The following is a 14063-nucleotide window of genomic DNA, read 5'->3' as shown; positions in this document are numbered from 1 at the left end:
CCTTCGGATGATCTGATCGTTGGTTGATGTGTGTCGTTGAGTGGTGTCCAGTGGGCGAGGATCGAGCCGTTATCGCCGGACCGGACACCGAAGCGGGGAGTTCGGTGGTGTGATCACCGGCAGGTGATCGACGCGATCGCGTTCAAGTACCGCGCGGAGACTCCATGGATGGACCTGCCCGAGCGTTTTGGTCCGTGGAGGGCGTCCACAACCGCCTGCGGAAGTGGGCTGCCGATGGCACCTGGGAGAAGGCTTCCACCGCCCTGCTCGCCCAGGCCGATGCCGAGAAGGCCCTCGACTCCACCGCCGTCCGCTCGCGCTCGTCACCCCGCATGGCCGGCGCGGTGGCGCACTCGCATTTCGCGAGGTCGTGGTCCCCTGCCGATCGGTCGGCCAAGGACCACACCGGACGTGGTCCTTGGCGACAAGGCGTACTCGTCCCGGGCGATCCGCGACCACCTGCGGCGGCGCGGTATCCGGGCGGTGATGCCGCAGCCGACCGACCGAGCGGCCCATCGCAAGCGTCTCGGCAGCCGTGCGGCAGACCACCGGCCTTCGACCGCGACGCCTACAAGCAGCGCACCACCGCCGAGAGCTGCATCAACAAGCTCAAGCAGTGGCACGGCCTGATCACCCGCTACGACAAGACCTCCACCGTCTACCTCGCCGCCACCTTCATCTGGTCCACGCGGTGATCCGGGAGAAACGGCCTGGCGGCCACCCGGGCGCGGCACCCGCGCGAACTCCGCGCGAACTCCCCGAAGATACGGGCGTCGAAGGAGAGCGGGGCGAGCTGGCGCGGGACCGGCACGAACGGCTCGTCCTCGATGCGGCCCGTCTCGCCGAGGACGGCCATCTCCCGCTTGGCCTCGGGGACTTCGCGCGCGGATTTGTTGAAGCCGCCGAGGGCGTAGTGGTGGTACAGCCCGTCCTCCTCGCCCAGCGGGAGGTTGGTCGGGTCCAGGGTCCTGGTCTCGTAGTGGGCCGGTGCGCGGCGCCCGAACTCGGAGCGGATGACAGGGGGAGCGGAGCTGTCGTGAGTGGGGGGCATTGTGGGGGGCTACTCCTATCGAGATGTTGCGCCTGCGGGTGGTGCGGTCACGCCGTGCGCTTGACGATGCGGTCGAACAGGATGGTCGGTTCGGCGGTCGCGGAGGGGAAGTCCCGCCTGTGCCAGGTGCTTGACCGCCGTGTCCAGGTGTTGTCGGGACAGTTCCTCGGCCGTCCGGCGGCCACCGGCTTCCTCGATGGGACCGGCCGGCGTGCGCAGGTGCGCCTCGGTGGTGTCCTCGGTCTCCCCCTGCCGGCCCGGCCGAGCCGGCAGGGGGAGACCGAGGACGAGGTAGGTGAGGTCGCGGCGCTTGAGGTCTCCCCGGATGGGCGATGTCCAGGTGCCGGGCCGCGTCGCGCAGGGTGGCCGGCGCGCTCTTGGGTGCCTTCACCCCGCTGGTGCCCCGGAGCGAACCGCAGCAGTGCCGACGCCTTCTTTCTCATCACCTACTCGTACGTCGTCAGTCCGGCGCGCAGGCCCGGCAGGAGGGGGGAGTTCGCGGGCCTGGCCGGTGTGCACCAGGGTGAAAGCCTTGGCGAACGACTGGGCGATTCCTTGCTTCCGGGTGCGGAGTCGTCCACGACCAGTTCTAGGACGCGCCCCGGAGTGCGTTTCCGGTGTCAATCGCCGGACTCAGGCCGAATGCCTTCCACGCGACCGGCCCCGCCGCAAGTCGTCGGAGTCCGCGATGTCGTCGCGGAGCAGTGCCGCGTTGTGCGGCGATTCGACCGCCGCCTGGACCCGTACGTCCTCGGGACGCATCCCGAATCCGTCGGCGACGGTCATCGTGAGGCGCGCGCGGGTCGGTTTCCCGGTGCCGATTCTGCTGGGTTCCCTGCTTTCGCCGATGAAACCGAAGTGGTAACCGCAGATACGGGCCGGGGTCGGCTCCATCGCGGAAACGTTCTTCTCGATGAAAGGCACCACCGTGGTGCGTGCTGTATCAGGTGATATCAGGGCACGCGATCCGGTGGGCGAGGCGATGTCTGTGCTCATCGCTTTTCTTCTCCAGCCGCGTGAGTGGACCACATGGAATTCGCTGACGGAAGCATCAAGCAGTTGTCAATTTGACGAACATTTTGCAAGTGTGTCATGACACCCCTTCACCTCCTGCCCGCTTCGCCGTGCAGCGGAGTTCCGATGCGGAGGTGCGGGAAGTTTCTGGGCGCGCGGCAACATCGCAGATCATCCGGGTTCCTTTCCGGAATTCGGCTGGCTGCCGGAACCGGCCCTACCGGATGTGAGTCTCTGTGACCTCTCCCAGTCATGTCAACGACTTGGGGTCAGCCTGGCGGGATTCATGCCCAGCAACCGGGCGTGCGGGCGCAGGCGCGGACGACGCTGAATCCCCGTCCGATGATCATGGTTTGGCCTGCCTTGGGTGTTTTAGGGCTCATGTAATTTTCCATCCAGGATTCGCCGGGATGCCTCGGCGGGGCGGTGTGGATAGGTGGCCTATACAATGCCGGGTTGACCAGTGCTACCGGTTCTTTTCCGTCTCCATGGCGTATGCGCGTGCATGTTCGTGTGCGGGTGGGGGAGGGTGGGTCATTCGGGCGGGAAACGGGCTGATGAGAACCGCATTCAGGCATCTATCGTGCCTGAATGGCAGGGACCCTCTTCCGGCGGTGGCCGGAATTGTGCGTCTGGCTCCGCTTCCGCTCGACACCGCCTTCGCTGGTGTGCCTTTCGTGGGGGTGAACGCCCGCTACGCCGCGATGAACTGCGCGAATTCGGCCGGTGAGCATTTTCGGCGTTGTCTCTCCAGGGTGTGCACAGGTTTGGTGATGACGGTTATGCGGTTGGGGCTGGTGCGGGATCTGCAGAAGATCTGCCAGGACTTCAGCCGTGCCATGCCTCGTTCGACCGGTACCCTCACCGAGGCCAGGGCCCGGTTGACGGTGCGCTGGGTGAGGGTTGGTTCGCCGCCCGGTGGCCGTTCGGGTCCGGTGCTGACTCCGGGGCCGGCGCCTGTGTAGGCGCGGTCGGTGAGGATCGGGACGACGTGACGCTCGCAGATCCGGATGATGCGGTGGGTGAGGGCCGCGGTCAGGTCGTGAGGGCCGGGTGGCCTGCGAAGTGGCTGGGCATCTCGGAGGCGGCCTCGAACAGGGGTGGCGCGGGCTCGGACGGCCCGTCGTCACCCCGGAGGCTGTCGAGCCCCGTGGTCGGCCAGACCGAAGCCGCGTACGGGCACCGGACCTATGCCGAACTCGTCCGGTACCGGACGACCGCCGCCACGTCGTACTGGCCGCACTCGGGCGGGACGGGCCGCCGCGGAAGGAGGAGAAGTGACGCGTCCCGCGCAGTTCGACCGGCACAGCGCCCCCGACGTCCTGTACGTCGCCGAGCACCCGGTCCCCGAGCCCGGCCCCGGCAGGTGCGGATCGCCGTCGAGGCGGTCGGCGTGGGCCACGCCCAGACCCAGCTGCGGCGCGAGGTCTTCCCCGCTCCCATGTGGCGGCCCGTCTTCCCCGTCGTCCTCGGCGGCCACGTGGTCGGCAGGGTCACCGTGGTGGGACCGGACGTCGAGGGCGCGCCTTCGACGCTCCGGAGCGGCGCCTTCACCCTCGCCGCCACCGTCGTACCCGAGGACTGGACGCGGTCGAGGCCGCTGTCCTGCCGGGCACCGGACTGATCGACCTCGGCATTCTCAGGACCGGGCGGCTGCGCAAGGGCGAGACCGTGCTGGTGCACGCGGCGGCCGGCGGCGTGAGCCACATCGCGGCCCAGCTCGCCCGTGCGGCCGGGGCCGGCCAGGTCACCGGCACCGCGGGCGCAGGTGCCAAGCGGGAGTTGGCCCGTGCGACGGGAGCCGACGCTGTCGTCGACCTCCGCTCCCCGCACCGGGCGGCTGCCACCTGACCCGAGCCGCCGCGGCGTACCGCTCGGGCTGGTGCGGCCGGCCGGCGCCGTCTGGAACGCACGCCGGGGTTCCGCGCACCGCACAGCCGCGACGAGTTCGGTTGACGGCTCGGCGGCGGCCGGGTGTCGGCGTACGGGATTGTGGTGGACCTGACGGACACCCCGCGCGGTGGGACCGGACGCGGGGTGTCGGTGGGTCGGTCGGAGGTCAGGCGCAGAGGACGCGCGTCTCCGGTGTGTAGACCGGGCCGCCGCTGGTGTTCGTGGCGTCGCTGAAGTCCGCGTAGTAGTAGGAGTAGAAGCCGATGTTGCCGTTGCAGCCCGAGTCGGCGGCGACCTGCAGGGTCAGGTTGACCGTCCGGCTCTGCCCGGGCGGGATCGTGGCGCCGTAGTTCGTGCCCAGGTTGGTGGGCCCGGTCCCGGAGCAGGGGGTGCTGCCGGCGCTCGTGGTCAGGCTGCAGCCGGTGAAGCTGTACTTGAGGTCGGGCCGCTGGGTGGTCAGCCAGGTGGGATCGATCGTCTGGTAGACGAACAGGATGTCGTACGTCTTGTTGTTGGTCAGCGTCATCGAGAGGTTCACCGTGCCGCCGGGCGTCGTGGTGGCGGAGTCGGTGGCGAACGTCAGGTCGGTGTCCGCCGCGCTCGCACTCGTGCCCAGGCCGAAGACGGCGAGGAGGAAACCGAGGAGGGGGGCGAGGCCCAGACGTGTCATCAGTGGTGATCGCATGGCTCGGGAGGCTAGGTGGGCCGTACGCACGCCGTCTGCCCCGCGAAGCGCGCCCCGACCGTGGACCGGCTGAATGTGTTCCTTGTGTGACGGCGGTGCGGCGAGTGTGTGAAGTGGGTGCCTGGGCTGCATATCCGCACGGCATGGGGAGGGGGCGCGAGGCTCACAGGGGCGGAGCCCTGCCGGCCGGCTGTCAGGCGGTGCATGCCGATATTGGCGTGATTCCTGATGCGTGGGACGCCGTGACGTCTCGCGTGGGGCGGATGTTCTCAGGCAGTTGTCGCGTTCTGCTCGGACCACGCACCGGGCGCCCGGCGTTCGGGTCGGCGCTGGGGACAGCGCCGACCCGGAGCCCGCTACTTGCTCACGGCGAAGCGCATCAGGGCCTTTTCGTCGCCCTGCTTGATCTTCCCGGTCTCGTTGATGACCTGGAGCTTCCAGTTCGCGCCGTCCCGAATGGCCTTGGCCACGGCGCAGCCGTTGTCGGAGCTGAGCAGGCTCGGCCAGATGTCGGCGACCTGCTGGGAGCTGCCGCCCGTGGCGTCGTACACCTTGAAGCTGATGTTCCGGGCCTTCTGGAAGTTGCTGCCCTTCTTGTATGCGGCGGCGACGAACACGATGGACGTGATGTTGGACGGCACCTTGGCGAAGTTGACGGTCACCGTCTCGTCGTCGCCGTCCCCCTGGCCGGTCTGGTTGTCCCCGCTGTGCAGCAGCGAGCCGTTGCCCAGCGGATCCGGGGAGTCGAGGCCGGCCAGTCGCACCGGGTCCGGCCCCTGCATCGCGATGGCGATCAGGTCGAGATCGGTCCCGACTTTCTGCCGGATCTTCCCGATCAGGCCGCCGCTGCTGCCGACGGTCGGGTCCCAGGACGCTCCGATGGTCAGGTGGGTCACCCCATCCAGATCCGCCGGGCCGTCTTCTTTCGTAAGTGTGATCATGCGTGAACCCCTTGGTGAGGTGACTGCGACACACGAATTGTGTCTGGAGCGGTCGAAGTCGAGCACACCAGGTCCAGAAATACCGGGACAGCGGAGCCGGGAGAGGCGACTGGGTCGAGACAGGTCGCTGAGCGTGACAGTCGTACGGCTGCGTGCGTTCGCCTCGTTCGGCACGAGACCGGTGAGAGGCGTACCAGGCCCGACCGGTAGGCGATCGCGGGCGTTGGGCTTCGTCATCGTGCGGTGGAGTACGCCGTCGAGGCGTCCTCGCTCACCGCCTTCGCCCGGAAGGAGCTCACCGCACAGCCGACCTGCAAACCGTCGGACCCCTCGGCCGGGAACTTCTCGATCACCGCACGGTTCTCGGACGAGGTGCCCCGCTGCCCGTCGGGCGCGACGAACACGACACGGGCGCTCGCCCCGTCGGCGACCTCGGCACCGCCTCGGCCCGCTCGCGATGGCGTTGGTACGGGGGATGCCCTGGCCCCCCGGTGCATGCATCACTGCGAGAGGCTTGGTCGGACCGACGATGCCTGCCTGGAGGCGGTGTACGCGCCTTGGGCCGCGCTGCCTGACAGGCTCGCCTCGGGCGCGGTGTTCTCCGGGCGGGGTGTACCCCAGGCGCTAGACGCTGTACCCGCCGTCCACGCCCAGCGCCTGTCCGGTGATGAAGCCGGCCCGGTCGGACGCCAGGAACGCGACCGCTTCGGCGATGTCCGTCGCGTCGCCGAACCGGCGCAGGGGGATGTTGCGTCGGGTGATCTCCAGTGCCGCCTCGTCGAGGTCGCCGGAGTTGATCAGGCGGGCGGCGATGCCATCGGTCAGCATGCCGGGGCCGACGCAGTTCACGCGTACCCCGTACCGTCCCTCTTCGGCGGCCAGTGCCCGTGCGACCGCCTCGACCGCGCCCTTCGTGCCCGACGAGAGCCCGTCCCGGACGGGGAACCGGCGGGTGGCCACGGTGGTGACGGCGACGATGCCGCCCCGGCTCTCCCGCAGTCTCGGCAGCGCGGCATGGACCAGGTTGAAGAACGCCCCGGCGTCCGCGTCGAGTTGGGCGCGGTACTGGCTCGGCGTGACCTTGCTCAGGTGCACCATCGGCACGTGCGGGCCCGCCGCGTACACCAGGGTGTGGATGCCACCGAACGTCGATGCGGCCTCGGACACCGCTCCCGCCGTGGCCGACTCGTCGGTCAAGTCGAGCCGCAGGGACAGGACTTGGCGCCCGTACGCCTTCACCTCAGCGGCAAGGGCGTCGGCAGCGGCCTGGTTGGCGCGATACGTGAACGTCACGTCACTGCCCCGCTCGGCGAGCGTCCGTACGACCGCCGCGCCGATACCGCCCGTGCCGCCCGCGACGAACGCGGTGCCTGTGCTGTTGGCGAAGTCCGGCATCCCAGCATTCCAACACGCGCCCGTACCCGCGGAACAGCCGCGGGCAGCGACCGAACTCCGGGGCCCGCACTGGATTCAGTGGCGCCGGCGACCGGTCAGCCCTGGCCGGTCCTGACGGCAGGCAGGTGCACGTTCGCGCTCGACAAGGTCGTCGGCGACGCCGAGACGGCCCGGATGCGGATGCCCACTCCGGCGTGGGGGAGGGTGAACCTGTCGTAGGGCGGCAGGAGTTCGTAGCGGTGCCGGGCCGTGGGCGGGGAGTTCGGTGGGTCCGGACGCGAGGGGCCGGTAGCGGCTCACGCCCTGCTCGGCGGTGAGGGCGAAGTGCGGACGCGGGGCGGAGTCTCCCAAGCCGTGTGCTCGGAAAGTGAGTTCGGCGAGGACGCCGGTGGACCGGCGTGCACCGACGACAGGGGTGGTGAGCCCGTCGCCGCCAGGGTCACCGCCGTCATGGACGGGGCCGGCAGGAGCGGGGCCGTGGCCATCATCAACAAGTAGTGGCCGTCCTGCGAGCCGGTCACTGGATGGAAGGCGCACCAGGGCAGGACCGTCGCCGCTGAGCCGGACGCCTGTACGCGGCTCAGGCCGCGCTGCCTGGCAGGCTCGCCTCGGACGCGGTGAACACCGGTCGGCGGTGCGGCGACTTTACGAAGACCACGAACAGAGCCGGCGGCCCGGCGGCCGGGCGCGGGCTCGCCCGTCAGGCGTTCGAGAGTGACACCTCGGTCGCCTTGATGAGCGCCACGACCGGGGAACCGGTGGCCAGGCCGAGTTCCGTGACCGCGTCCTTGGTGATCGCGGAGGTCAGCTCGCCGCCCGCGACGTCGACCTTCACGCGCGCCATGGCGCCCCCGGTGGCGACGTCGGTGACCGTGCCGGGGAGCTGGTTGCGGATGCTGACCCCGCTCACCGGGCCGGTGGCCAGGGACACCTCCGTCGACTTGATCAGCGCGCGGACCGCGGAACCCGTGGTCAGTCCCAAGTCCTCGACGGCCTCCAGGGTGACGGCCGCCGTGAGGTCCTGACCGCCGTCGAGACGCACCTTCACCGTCGCCATCACCTCACCCGGGGTGACGGAGGCGACGGTGCCGGGGAGTTGATTGCGGATGCTCAGACTCATGAGGAACGCCTCGATTGCGGTACGGGCTGGAAGGTTCGACCCATTATGTCTGTCTTGCCGCTGGTTCGGGGCTCGCGGACGGGTCGCCGACCGTGTCGCTATTGGGCCGAACGGGTGACCATGCGTAAGAATTGCCCGGTGCAGACAACGAGTGCGAGCCAGGACGGGGTGGACCTGTGAACGGCCACGACGCCACCGACGAACAGTGGGAGGGGCTCGCCCAGGTAGTTCCGTTGCGGGGCCGGGACGCCTGGCCCTCGGCAGTCGACCACCGGTCGATACCCGAGGCCCCGACGGAGGCGCGCCGCCGCTTCATGGTGCTGCGGATCAACGTGTTCGCGGACGCGCGCGAGGTCGCCGAGACCCTGATGGCGGGCATACCCGTCCTCCTCGACCTGACCGGCGCGGAGACCGAAGTCGCCAAGCGGGTACTGGACTTCAGTACCGGCGTGGTCTTCGGGCTGGCGAGCGGCATGCACCGCGTCGACAAGAACGTGTTCCTGCTGACGCCGCCGGGGACCGAGGTTCAGGGGCTGATGGAGGGAGCGCGGATTCCTGGGGTGTGACGGCGGGGTCCTCGGTACGCCGTAGCCAGTCGGGTGCGGCTTGGGGATCGGTCGGTGGTCCGTCCCTCGATCGTAGGAAGGTTTCCGAGGTGGAACGGTTCGCCTGACGGCGGAGGCCTACCGTCCGGATATGACCCTGCCCTCTCTGGAAGCCCCCGCGGTGGCGGAGGTGCGCCCCGACCGCCCGGGCGTCACCGAGCTGCGGCTCGCCGCCTTCGCCGCGCACCGGCGTGTCCGGTTCCCGCTCGGACCGCTCACCCTCGTCGCCGGGCCGAGCGGCAGCGGCAAGACCAGTGCCCTGCGGGCGTACGAGGCCTTGGCGCGGCTCGGCAGCGGCGCCGAGCTGGGAGAGGTGTTCCCGGCTCCGGTCACCTGTGTGCCCGAGCGGGCCCGGCCCGATGCCCAGCGACGACGCGGCTTCCGTATCGGCTGCACCGTCAACGGTCCGCAGGGCCCGGTCCGTCTCGATATCGCCGTACAGGCCGAGCCCGAACTGCGCATCGTGGGCGAGCGGTTGACGGCGGGCGGCCTGACCCTGCTGGAGACGGCGCTACGGGACCCGGGGCGCCCTGTGGTCCAGGCCGCCTGGCACACCGGGGGCTCGTCCGCGGTGACCCGGGGCCCGCTCCCCGACGACCGCCTCGGTACCGCGCTCCTGCCGCTGCGTGTCTCGGGCCGGACGGCCGGGGAGCGCCAAGTCCTCGCTGCCGCCGAGCAGATGGTGCTCGCGCTGCGGTCCGTTTTCGCCTGCGACCCGAGCCCCCGGCTGATGCGCGCCCCCGTCCCGGTCGGATCCGGTCTGCTGCTGCGCGGCTGCGACAACATCGCCGAAGTGCTCTGGCGTACCCGCGCGGAGTGCGGCCGACGGCACGCGCAGCTGGTCACCGCGGTCGACTCCGGATGCGCTGGCCGCGTCACCGACGTACTGGGCGAGCCCCTGTGCGACGGCACGATCCGAGCGTTCCTCGACCGCGGCGACGGCCTCCGTACGGAGCTGGGGCTGCTCGGGGACGGCGAGTTGAGGTACCTGGCGCTGGCACTGGTGCTGCTCACCGGGCCGGGAGTCCTGGCGGTCGACCAGGCCGGTGAGGTTCCCGCGGCCCTCCAGACGCTGACCGTCCTGGCCGACGGTCTCGACCGCTGCCTGGACGCCCGGCAGACGGGGGAGCTGGTGCGGCTGGCGGCGCGGATGTGCGAGCGTGGGCACATCCGGCTGGTCGGCACGGTGAGCGACGCCTCCTGGGGGTATGGGGTGCCTGGCGTGACGGTGGTGGAGCTGTAGCCTTCAGCGGTTGCGGGGGCTGGTACACCGGGGCTGGTACTCGGACCGGACGTAAGTCGTGACGGAAGCTGGACGTGACTCGTGAGTGAACTGGACGTGGGGAAACTGCAGCGCCGGCTGGCCGAGTTCGCGGCCGCGCGGAACTGGCAGCCCTTCCACACACCCAAGAACCTCGTCGCCGCGCTGAGCGTGGAGGCGTCCGAACTGGTGGAGATCTTCCAGTGGTTGACGCCGGAGGAGTCGGCCCGGGTGATGGACGACGCGGACACCGCCCACCGCGTCACCGACGAGGTCGCGGACGTCCTGGCCTATCTGCTCCAGTTCTGCGAGGTGCTCGGCATCGACCCGCTCGCGGCGCTCGACGCGAAGATCGACCGGAACGAGCGGAGGTTTCCGGCGCCGGAGGGGCCGTGACGGCCGGGACATCTCAGGAACCCCGGTAGCCCGGGCAGTTCAGGGTGTTCGGGTAGTTCGGGAAGTCCGGGTAGTCCGTGGAATTATCACGCTCCGGAGTTATCGAGTTGTCCACGTTCAACTCTGTGTCCACAGATTTCGGGCTTCCTCTGGCTTTTCGTCCCGCCTGAGCTCACTCTGGGTAGTGGACAGCGGGGTTCGGGTGGACGTGTGGTGAGCACGTCGGGACAGACGGGGACAGCGCATGGAGGCGATGCGGCTCATCGTGGCGAGCAGGCGTGCTCTGGCGGGGACCGGCGAGACCCCGGAGGTGATGCGGGAGGCGTGGCAGGCGCATGCCCTGGCCCAGGCGATAGGCAGCCGGTTCGCCGTCTCCGGACCGCCCGAACTCCGGGGCGAGGCCCTGGGGCTGACCGAGTTGGCGGGCCGAGGCTGCGGCGTCCTCGGCGCCCATGCCCTCGACGTCAGCGCCTTACGGGCCGCCCGGCTCACCGAGTTGGGCGACGCCCGCGAGGCACTCGTCTGCCTGGGCTGTCTCCTGGGCGAGGTCGGGATCGCCCTCGTCGGAATCGCCTGCGCGGCGGACGACCAGGCGACGTACTGGCAGTGCATGGAAGCCATCGACGCGGCGGACGAGTCCCGGGACCGGGTGCTGGAGATGCTGAGACGACTGACACTGCAGGACAAGGCGGCCGGGTGAAGAGTCGCCGGCCTGTCCGGCGTTCGAAGAGGAGGCCGTGCCATCCCGATTCCCCACCCACCTGTGGGGGTGGCTTCTTCAGCCTTGGCCGGGGAGGTCTTTGAGTCCGTCCGGTGTTTGAGGGCGAGGCGGCGCCATCCCGATTCCCCACCCACCTGTGGGGGTGGCTTCTTCAGCCTTGGCCGGGGAGGTCTTTGAGTCCGTCCGGTGTTTGAGGGCGAGGCGGCGCCATCCCGACTCCCCACCCACCCGTGGGGGCGGCATTTTTCAGCTCCGGGCCGGGAAAGATTCAGCCTGTCCGGCGTTTGAGGACGAGGCCGTTCAGGCCGATGCGGGGGTGTGGGGGCGGTAGCCCCCAGGGACAAGGGACGGGTAGGGGCGGAGGGGGCGAAAAATCGCCCCCCGGCGTCAGCCGCGGTCGCCCTCGTCCGCGAGAGCGGGCCGGGGCCCCGAAAGATCCGCGTCCAGTTGGGACAGATCGGCGTTGAGCGCCGCCATCAGCTCCTCCATCTGCTGGAGCAGCCCTTTCGGCTGCGCAGGCACCACCTGCTGTGGAACTGCGTCTTGGGACATGACGGCCTCCTCGGCCCGTGGTCCCGACAGGGGACCGGTGCGGGTGACGCCCCGGCGACCGCCGGCGACGGTGCCGGGCGGTCCGGCTCCGCCCGAGCCAACGATCATCACCGAACCGGGTCACTGGCGCGGAGATGTGCCACACACGGGGTTGACGGAATTTCACCCGACCGGGGACAGGAGTACCCCCGTGGGACCGATGGGTTGACCGGTGCGCGACCGTGCAGGATGGAGGCATGGATCTTCGAATCTTCACCGAGCCCCAGCAGGGCGCGACCTACGACACCCTTCTCGCGGTCGCCAAGGCCACTGAAGACCTCGGCTTCGACGCCTTCTTCCGCTCCGACCACTATCTCCCCATGGGCTCGGCCGACGGCCTCCCGGGCCCGACCGACGCCTGGATCACCCTCGCCGGGCTCGCCCGCGAGACCAGGCGCATCAGGCTCGGCACGCTGATGACCGCCGGCACCTTCCGGCTCCCCGGCGTCCTCGCGATCCAGGTCGCGCAGGTCGACCAGATGTCCGGCGGCCGGGTGGAACTGGGCCTGGGCGCAGGCTGGTTCGAGGAGGAGCACAAGGCGTACGGCATCCCGTTCCCGAAGGAGAAGTTCGCTCGTCTGGAGGAGCAGCTGGCGATCGTCACAGGGCTCTGGGCGACCGAGCCCGGCAAGACCTTCAGCCACCACGGCACCTACTACGACCTCACCGACTCGCCCGCCCTGCCCAAGCCCGCCCAGGCGAAGGTGCCTGTCCTCATCGGCGGCCACGGCGCGGTCCGCACGCCGCGGCTCGCCGCCCAGTACGCCGACGAGTTCAACATGCCGTTCGCGTCGATCGAGGACAGTGAGCGCCAGTTCGGCCGGGTGCGCGCCGTGGCGGAGCAGGCCGGGCGCAAGGGCGAGGACATCACGTACTCCAACGCGCTCGTGGCCTGTGTCGGCAAGGACGACGCGGAGGTCGCCCGCCGCGCCGCCGCGATCGGCCGGGAGGTCGACGAACTGAAGGCCAACGGCCTGGCCGGTACTCCGGACGAGGTCGTCGACAAGATCGGCCGGTACGCGGCGATCGGGTCCCGGCGCATCTACCTCCAGATCCTCGATCTCGACGACCTCGACCACCTCGAACTGGTCTCGGCACGGGTTCAGTCGCAGCTGGCGTAGTTCGGGAGCCATGCTCGGGCCGGGTGTCCGGCGACGGCGTGGGCGGCGCGCTCCAGGAGTGCGCCGCCCACCGGCTCACCGAGTGGGCGGGCCCGTCCCTGTCATCTGCGCGAGCCGGTCGGTGTTCAGCCGGGCGCCGCCGATCCTGTCATCTGGGCGAGTGGGTCGGTAGGTTGCGGGCCTGTGCTGAGCCCGGTGGGCCCGCCCCGGTCATCGGAGAGAGCTGGTCGGTGAGTTGTGGGCCCGCGCTCAGCCGGTCAGTGCCGTTGTCACGTCGTCGAGGACGATCCGGGCCGCCAGCGGGCCGCCCGCGCTGTTCCACGCCGAACCCTGGATGACCACCACGTGGCCCTGCTTCTCGGCCTCCAGCTTGCTGAAGTTGGGCACTTTCTGGGCCTCGGCGTAGGCCTTCGTCCCGTCGGTCCTGTCGGCGAGGGTGCCGAAGAAGAGCCAGTCGCCGTCGATGGTGGTGAGCTTCTCCAGGCTGACCGGCTCGCTGTGTCCGCTGCTCTCGCCCTGCTGGTCCGTGGGCCGGTCGAGGCCCAGCGCGGAGAGGGTGGAGCCCACGTGTCCCTTGCCCTTGCCGACGACGGAGGGGGCGTTGTCCTGCCAGCGGATGACACTGACGACCGCGCCGGAGTTGGCGCCGAGCTTCTCCTTCGTGGCGGCGACGTCGGCGTCGAAGTCGCTCAGTATCCCCTCGCCCTGTTCCTTCTTGTTCAGCGCGTCGGCCGTGGCCGTGAAGGCCACCTTCCAGTCCTCGTTGAGCTTGGCGGTGACCACGGTCGGTGCGATGGCCTGGAGCTTGGCGAGCTCCGTCTTCGCACCGGTCGTCTCGTCGAGCAGGATGAGGTCGGGCTGGAGCGTGGCCAGCTTCTCCATGTCGGCTTCGGCGACGGTGGCGACGACCTCCGCCTTCGAGACCTTGTCGGCGAGATAGGTGGACACCCCTGTCTGGCCTCGCCCCGCCGTGGCGCCGACGGGCTCGATGCCGAGGGCGAGCGCGGCGTCCAGCGTCGGCTCGCTCAGCGCGACGACGTTCTGCGGCTCGGCGGGCACCGTGACCTTGCGGCCCTGGGCATCGGTGATCGTGCGCGTGGCCGACGCGCTCGAATCCGCGGCGGCACTGCTGCTGCCGTCGTCACTGCCGCAGGCGGTCAGGAGCAATGCTCCCGTCATGACGGCGGCAGCCGAGGTCAGGACCGCTCTGCGGGAGGCTCGGGTGGAGGGCATCTGCGTAAGCTCCTAGGTGGCAACGGGAGTTGAAAG

The 14063-nt window shown here is 69.9% G+C and carries 19 protein-coding genes and 2 pseudogenes; 11 read left to right on the top strand and 10 right to left on the bottom strand.

Annotated features, from left to right (window positions below):
• The first annotated feature begins 30 nt into the window (after nt 1-30).
• A pseudogene (locus ACFWP7_RS05345) lies at nt 31-695 on the top strand (transposase).
• On the opposite strand, the gene ACFWP7_RS05340 reads toward ACFWP7_RS05345, so the two are convergent.
• Both ACFWP7_RS05340 and ACFWP7_RS05335 read right to left on the bottom strand, forming a co-directional pair.
• Entirely contained in the window at nt 659-1051 is a 393-nt protein-coding gene (locus ACFWP7_RS05340) for a hypothetical protein (protein ID WP_384376318.1), read from the bottom strand. The pseudogene ACFWP7_RS05345 and the gene ACFWP7_RS05340 sit on opposite strands and share 37 nt — an antisense overlap.
• A gap of 633 nt (nt 1052-1684) precedes the next feature.
• On the bottom strand, nt 1685-1945 hold the full coding sequence (locus tag ACFWP7_RS05335) for a polyprenyl synthetase family protein (RefSeq protein WP_384376315.1): 261 nt from the start codon (nt 1943-1945) through the stop codon (nt 1685-1687).
• A 19-nt stretch (nt 1946-1964) separates the two neighbouring features.
• On the opposite strand from ACFWP7_RS05335, the gene ACFWP7_RS05330 reads away from it, so the two are divergent.
• Nucleotides 1965-2147 (top strand): hypothetical protein, encoded by a 183-nt coding sequence (locus ACFWP7_RS05330; protein WP_384376313.1) that lies wholly within the window; start codon nt 1965-1967, stop codon nt 2145-2147.
• Nucleotides 2148-2759: 612 nt separating this feature from the next.
• Here the strand turns inward: ACFWP7_RS05330 and ACFWP7_RS05325 are convergent.
• A pseudogene (locus ACFWP7_RS05325) lies at nt 2760-3122 on the bottom strand (transposase family protein); the annotation flags it as partial.
• Nucleotides 3123-3458: 336 nt separating this feature from the next.
• On the opposite strand from ACFWP7_RS05325, the gene ACFWP7_RS05320 reads away from it, so the two are divergent.
• Both ACFWP7_RS05320 and ACFWP7_RS05315 read left to right on the top strand, forming a co-directional pair.
• Complete coding sequence (locus ACFWP7_RS05320; RefSeq protein ID WP_384376310.1) at nt 3459-3689, top strand: hypothetical protein; 231 nt, start codon at nt 3459-3461, stop codon at nt 3687-3689.
• A 47-nt stretch (nt 3690-3736) separates the two neighbouring features.
• Nucleotides 3737-3916 carry a zinc-binding dehydrogenase gene (locus tag ACFWP7_RS05315; RefSeq protein WP_384376307.1) on the top strand — a complete coding sequence of 60 codons (180 nt, stop codon included), beginning with the start codon at nt 3737-3739 and terminating at the stop codon, nt 3914-3916.
• Between the two features lie 208 nt (nt 3917-4124).
• On the opposite strand, the gene ACFWP7_RS05310 is transcribed toward ACFWP7_RS05315, so the two are convergent.
• The 4 genes from ACFWP7_RS05310 to ACFWP7_RS05295 all read right to left on the bottom strand — a co-directional run bounded on the left by ACFWP7_RS05310 (nt 4125) and on the right by ACFWP7_RS05295 (nt 6979).
• Nucleotides 4125-4643: a hypothetical protein gene (locus ACFWP7_RS05310; protein ID WP_384376304.1), complete on the bottom strand. Its 519-nt coding sequence runs from the start codon at nt 4641-4643 to the stop codon at nt 4125-4127.
• Nucleotides 4644-4999: 356 nt separating this feature from the next.
• Entirely contained in the window at nt 5000-5584 is a 585-nt protein-coding gene (locus ACFWP7_RS05305; protein ID WP_384376301.1) for a TerD family protein, read from the bottom strand.
• A 233-nt stretch (nt 5585-5817) separates the two neighbouring features.
• The gene (locus tag ACFWP7_RS05300; RefSeq protein ID WP_384376298.1) at nt 5818-5988 is read right to left on the bottom strand and encodes a hypothetical protein; all 171 of its coding nucleotides are present in this window, start codon (nt 5986-5988) and stop codon (nt 5818-5820) included.
• 220 nt (nt 5989-6208) lie between these two features.
• Nucleotides 6209-6979, bottom strand: coding sequence for an SDR family NAD(P)-dependent oxidoreductase (locus ACFWP7_RS05295; RefSeq protein WP_384376295.1), 771 nt, complete (start codon nt 6977-6979; stop codon nt 6209-6211).
• 78 nt (nt 6980-7057) lie between these two features.
• On the opposite strand from ACFWP7_RS05295, the gene ACFWP7_RS05290 reads away from it, so the two are divergent.
• Both ACFWP7_RS05290 and ACFWP7_RS05285 read left to right on the top strand, forming a co-directional pair.
• On the top strand, nt 7058-7198 hold the full coding sequence (locus tag ACFWP7_RS05290; protein WP_384376292.1) for a hypothetical protein: 141 nt from the start codon (nt 7058-7060) through the stop codon (nt 7196-7198).
• Nucleotides 7199-7333: 135 nt separating this feature from the next.
• A complete protein-coding gene (locus ACFWP7_RS05285; RefSeq protein ID WP_384376290.1) occupies nt 7334-7477 on the top strand; it encodes a hypothetical protein in 144 nt (47 codons plus the stop codon).
• A gap of 202 nt (nt 7478-7679) precedes the next feature.
• On the opposite strand, the gene ACFWP7_RS05280 is transcribed toward ACFWP7_RS05285, so the two are convergent.
• Nucleotides 7680-8099: a molybdopterin-binding protein gene (locus tag ACFWP7_RS05280; protein WP_384376287.1), complete on the bottom strand. Its 420-nt coding sequence runs from the start codon at nt 8097-8099 to the stop codon at nt 7680-7682.
• A gap of 176 nt (nt 8100-8275) precedes the next feature.
• Here ACFWP7_RS05280 and ACFWP7_RS05275 point away from each other — a divergent pair, with 176 nt between their 5' ends.
• The 4 genes from ACFWP7_RS05275 (at nt 8276) to ACFWP7_RS05260 (ending at nt 11061) form a co-directional block, all read left to right on the top strand.
• Nucleotides 8276-8665, top strand: coding sequence for a cell division protein SepF (locus tag ACFWP7_RS05275; protein WP_384376284.1), 390 nt, complete (start codon nt 8276-8278; stop codon nt 8663-8665).
• Nucleotides 8666-8795: 130 nt separating this feature from the next.
• A complete protein-coding gene (locus ACFWP7_RS05270; RefSeq protein ID WP_384376281.1) occupies nt 8796-9947 on the top strand; it encodes an AAA family ATPase in 1152 nt (383 codons plus the stop codon).
• Nucleotides 9948-10028: 81 nt separating this feature from the next.
• A complete protein-coding gene (locus ACFWP7_RS05265; protein ID WP_384376278.1) occupies nt 10029-10361 on the top strand; it encodes a nucleotide pyrophosphohydrolase in 333 nt (110 codons plus the stop codon).
• A 244-nt stretch (nt 10362-10605) separates the two neighbouring features.
• Complete coding sequence (locus tag ACFWP7_RS05260) at nt 10606-11061, top strand: DUF6099 family protein (protein WP_384376275.1); 456 nt, start codon at nt 10606-10608, stop codon at nt 11059-11061.
• Between the two features lie 408 nt (nt 11062-11469).
• On the opposite strand, the gene ACFWP7_RS05255 is transcribed toward ACFWP7_RS05260, so the two are convergent.
• Nucleotides 11470-11634 carry a hypothetical protein gene (locus ACFWP7_RS05255; protein ID WP_384376272.1) on the bottom strand — a complete coding sequence of 55 codons (165 nt, stop codon included), beginning with the start codon at nt 11632-11634 and terminating at the stop codon, nt 11470-11472.
• Between the two features lie 236 nt (nt 11635-11870).
• Here ACFWP7_RS05255 and ACFWP7_RS05250 point away from each other — a divergent pair, with 236 nt between their 5' ends.
• On the top strand, nt 11871-12794 hold the full coding sequence (locus ACFWP7_RS05250) for an LLM class F420-dependent oxidoreductase (protein ID WP_384376270.1): 924 nt from the start codon (nt 11871-11873) through the stop codon (nt 12792-12794).
• Nucleotides 12795-13043: 249 nt separating this feature from the next.
• Here the strand turns inward: ACFWP7_RS05250 and ACFWP7_RS05245 are convergent, their stop codons facing one another.
• Nucleotides 13044-14027 carry an ABC transporter substrate-binding protein gene (locus ACFWP7_RS05245; RefSeq protein ID WP_384376267.1) on the bottom strand — a complete coding sequence of 328 codons (984 nt, stop codon included), beginning with the start codon at nt 14025-14027 and terminating at the stop codon, nt 13044-13046.
• Nucleotides 14028-14063 lie beyond the last annotated feature (36 nt).

This window comes from Streptomyces sp. NPDC058470 (assembly GCF_042721055.1).
GTDB lineage: Bacteria > Actinomycetota > Actinomycetes > Streptomycetales > Streptomycetaceae > Streptomyces.
This window is presented reverse-complemented; position numbering and strand designations above follow the sequence as displayed.

Bases quoted from the DNA above. Each gene is read 5' to 3' on its own strand.
- ACFWP7_RS05255 (WP_384376272.1), bottom strand. From the start codon at position 11,634: ATGTCCCAAGACGCAGTTCCACAGCAGGTGGTGCCTGCGCAGCCGAAA.
- ACFWP7_RS05245 (WP_384376267.1), bottom strand. From the start codon at position 14,027: ATGCCCTCCACCCGAGCCTCCCGCAGAGCGGTCCTGACCTCGGCTGCC.
- ACFWP7_RS05250 (WP_384376270.1), top strand. From the start codon at position 11,871: ATGGATCTTCGAATCTTCACCGAGCCCCAGCAGGGCGCGACCTACGAC.
- ACFWP7_RS05280 (WP_384376287.1), bottom strand. From the start codon at position 8,099: ATGAGTCTGAGCATCCGCAATCAACTCCCCGGCACCGTCGCCTCCGTC.
- ACFWP7_RS05270 (WP_384376281.1), top strand. From the start codon at position 8,796: ATGACCCTGCCCTCTCTGGAAGCCCCCGCGGTGGCGGAGGTGCGCCCC.
- ACFWP7_RS05335 (WP_384376315.1), bottom strand. From the start codon at position 1,945: ATGGAGCCGACCCCGGCCCGTATCTGCGGTTACCACTTCGGTTTCATC.
- ACFWP7_RS05260 (WP_384376275.1), top strand. From the start codon at position 10,606: ATGGAGGCGATGCGGCTCATCGTGGCGAGCAGGCGTGCTCTGGCGGGG.
- ACFWP7_RS05310 (WP_384376304.1), bottom strand. From the start codon at position 4,643: ATGCGATCACCACTGATGACACGTCTGGGCCTCGCCCCCCTCCTCGGT.
- ACFWP7_RS05305 (WP_384376301.1), bottom strand. From the start codon at position 5,584: ATGATCACACTTACGAAAGAAGACGGCCCGGCGGATCTGGATGGGGTG.
- ACFWP7_RS05295 (WP_384376295.1), bottom strand. From the start codon at position 6,979: ATGCCGGACTTCGCCAACAGCACAGGCACCGCGTTCGTCGCGGGCGGC.
- ACFWP7_RS05340 (WP_384376318.1), bottom strand. From the start codon at position 1,051: ATGCCCCCCACTCACGACAGCTCCGCTCCCCCTGTCATCCGCTCCGAG.
- ACFWP7_RS05330 (WP_384376313.1), top strand. From the start codon at position 1,965: ATGAAAGGCACCACCGTGGTGCGTGCTGTATCAGGTGATATCAGGGCA.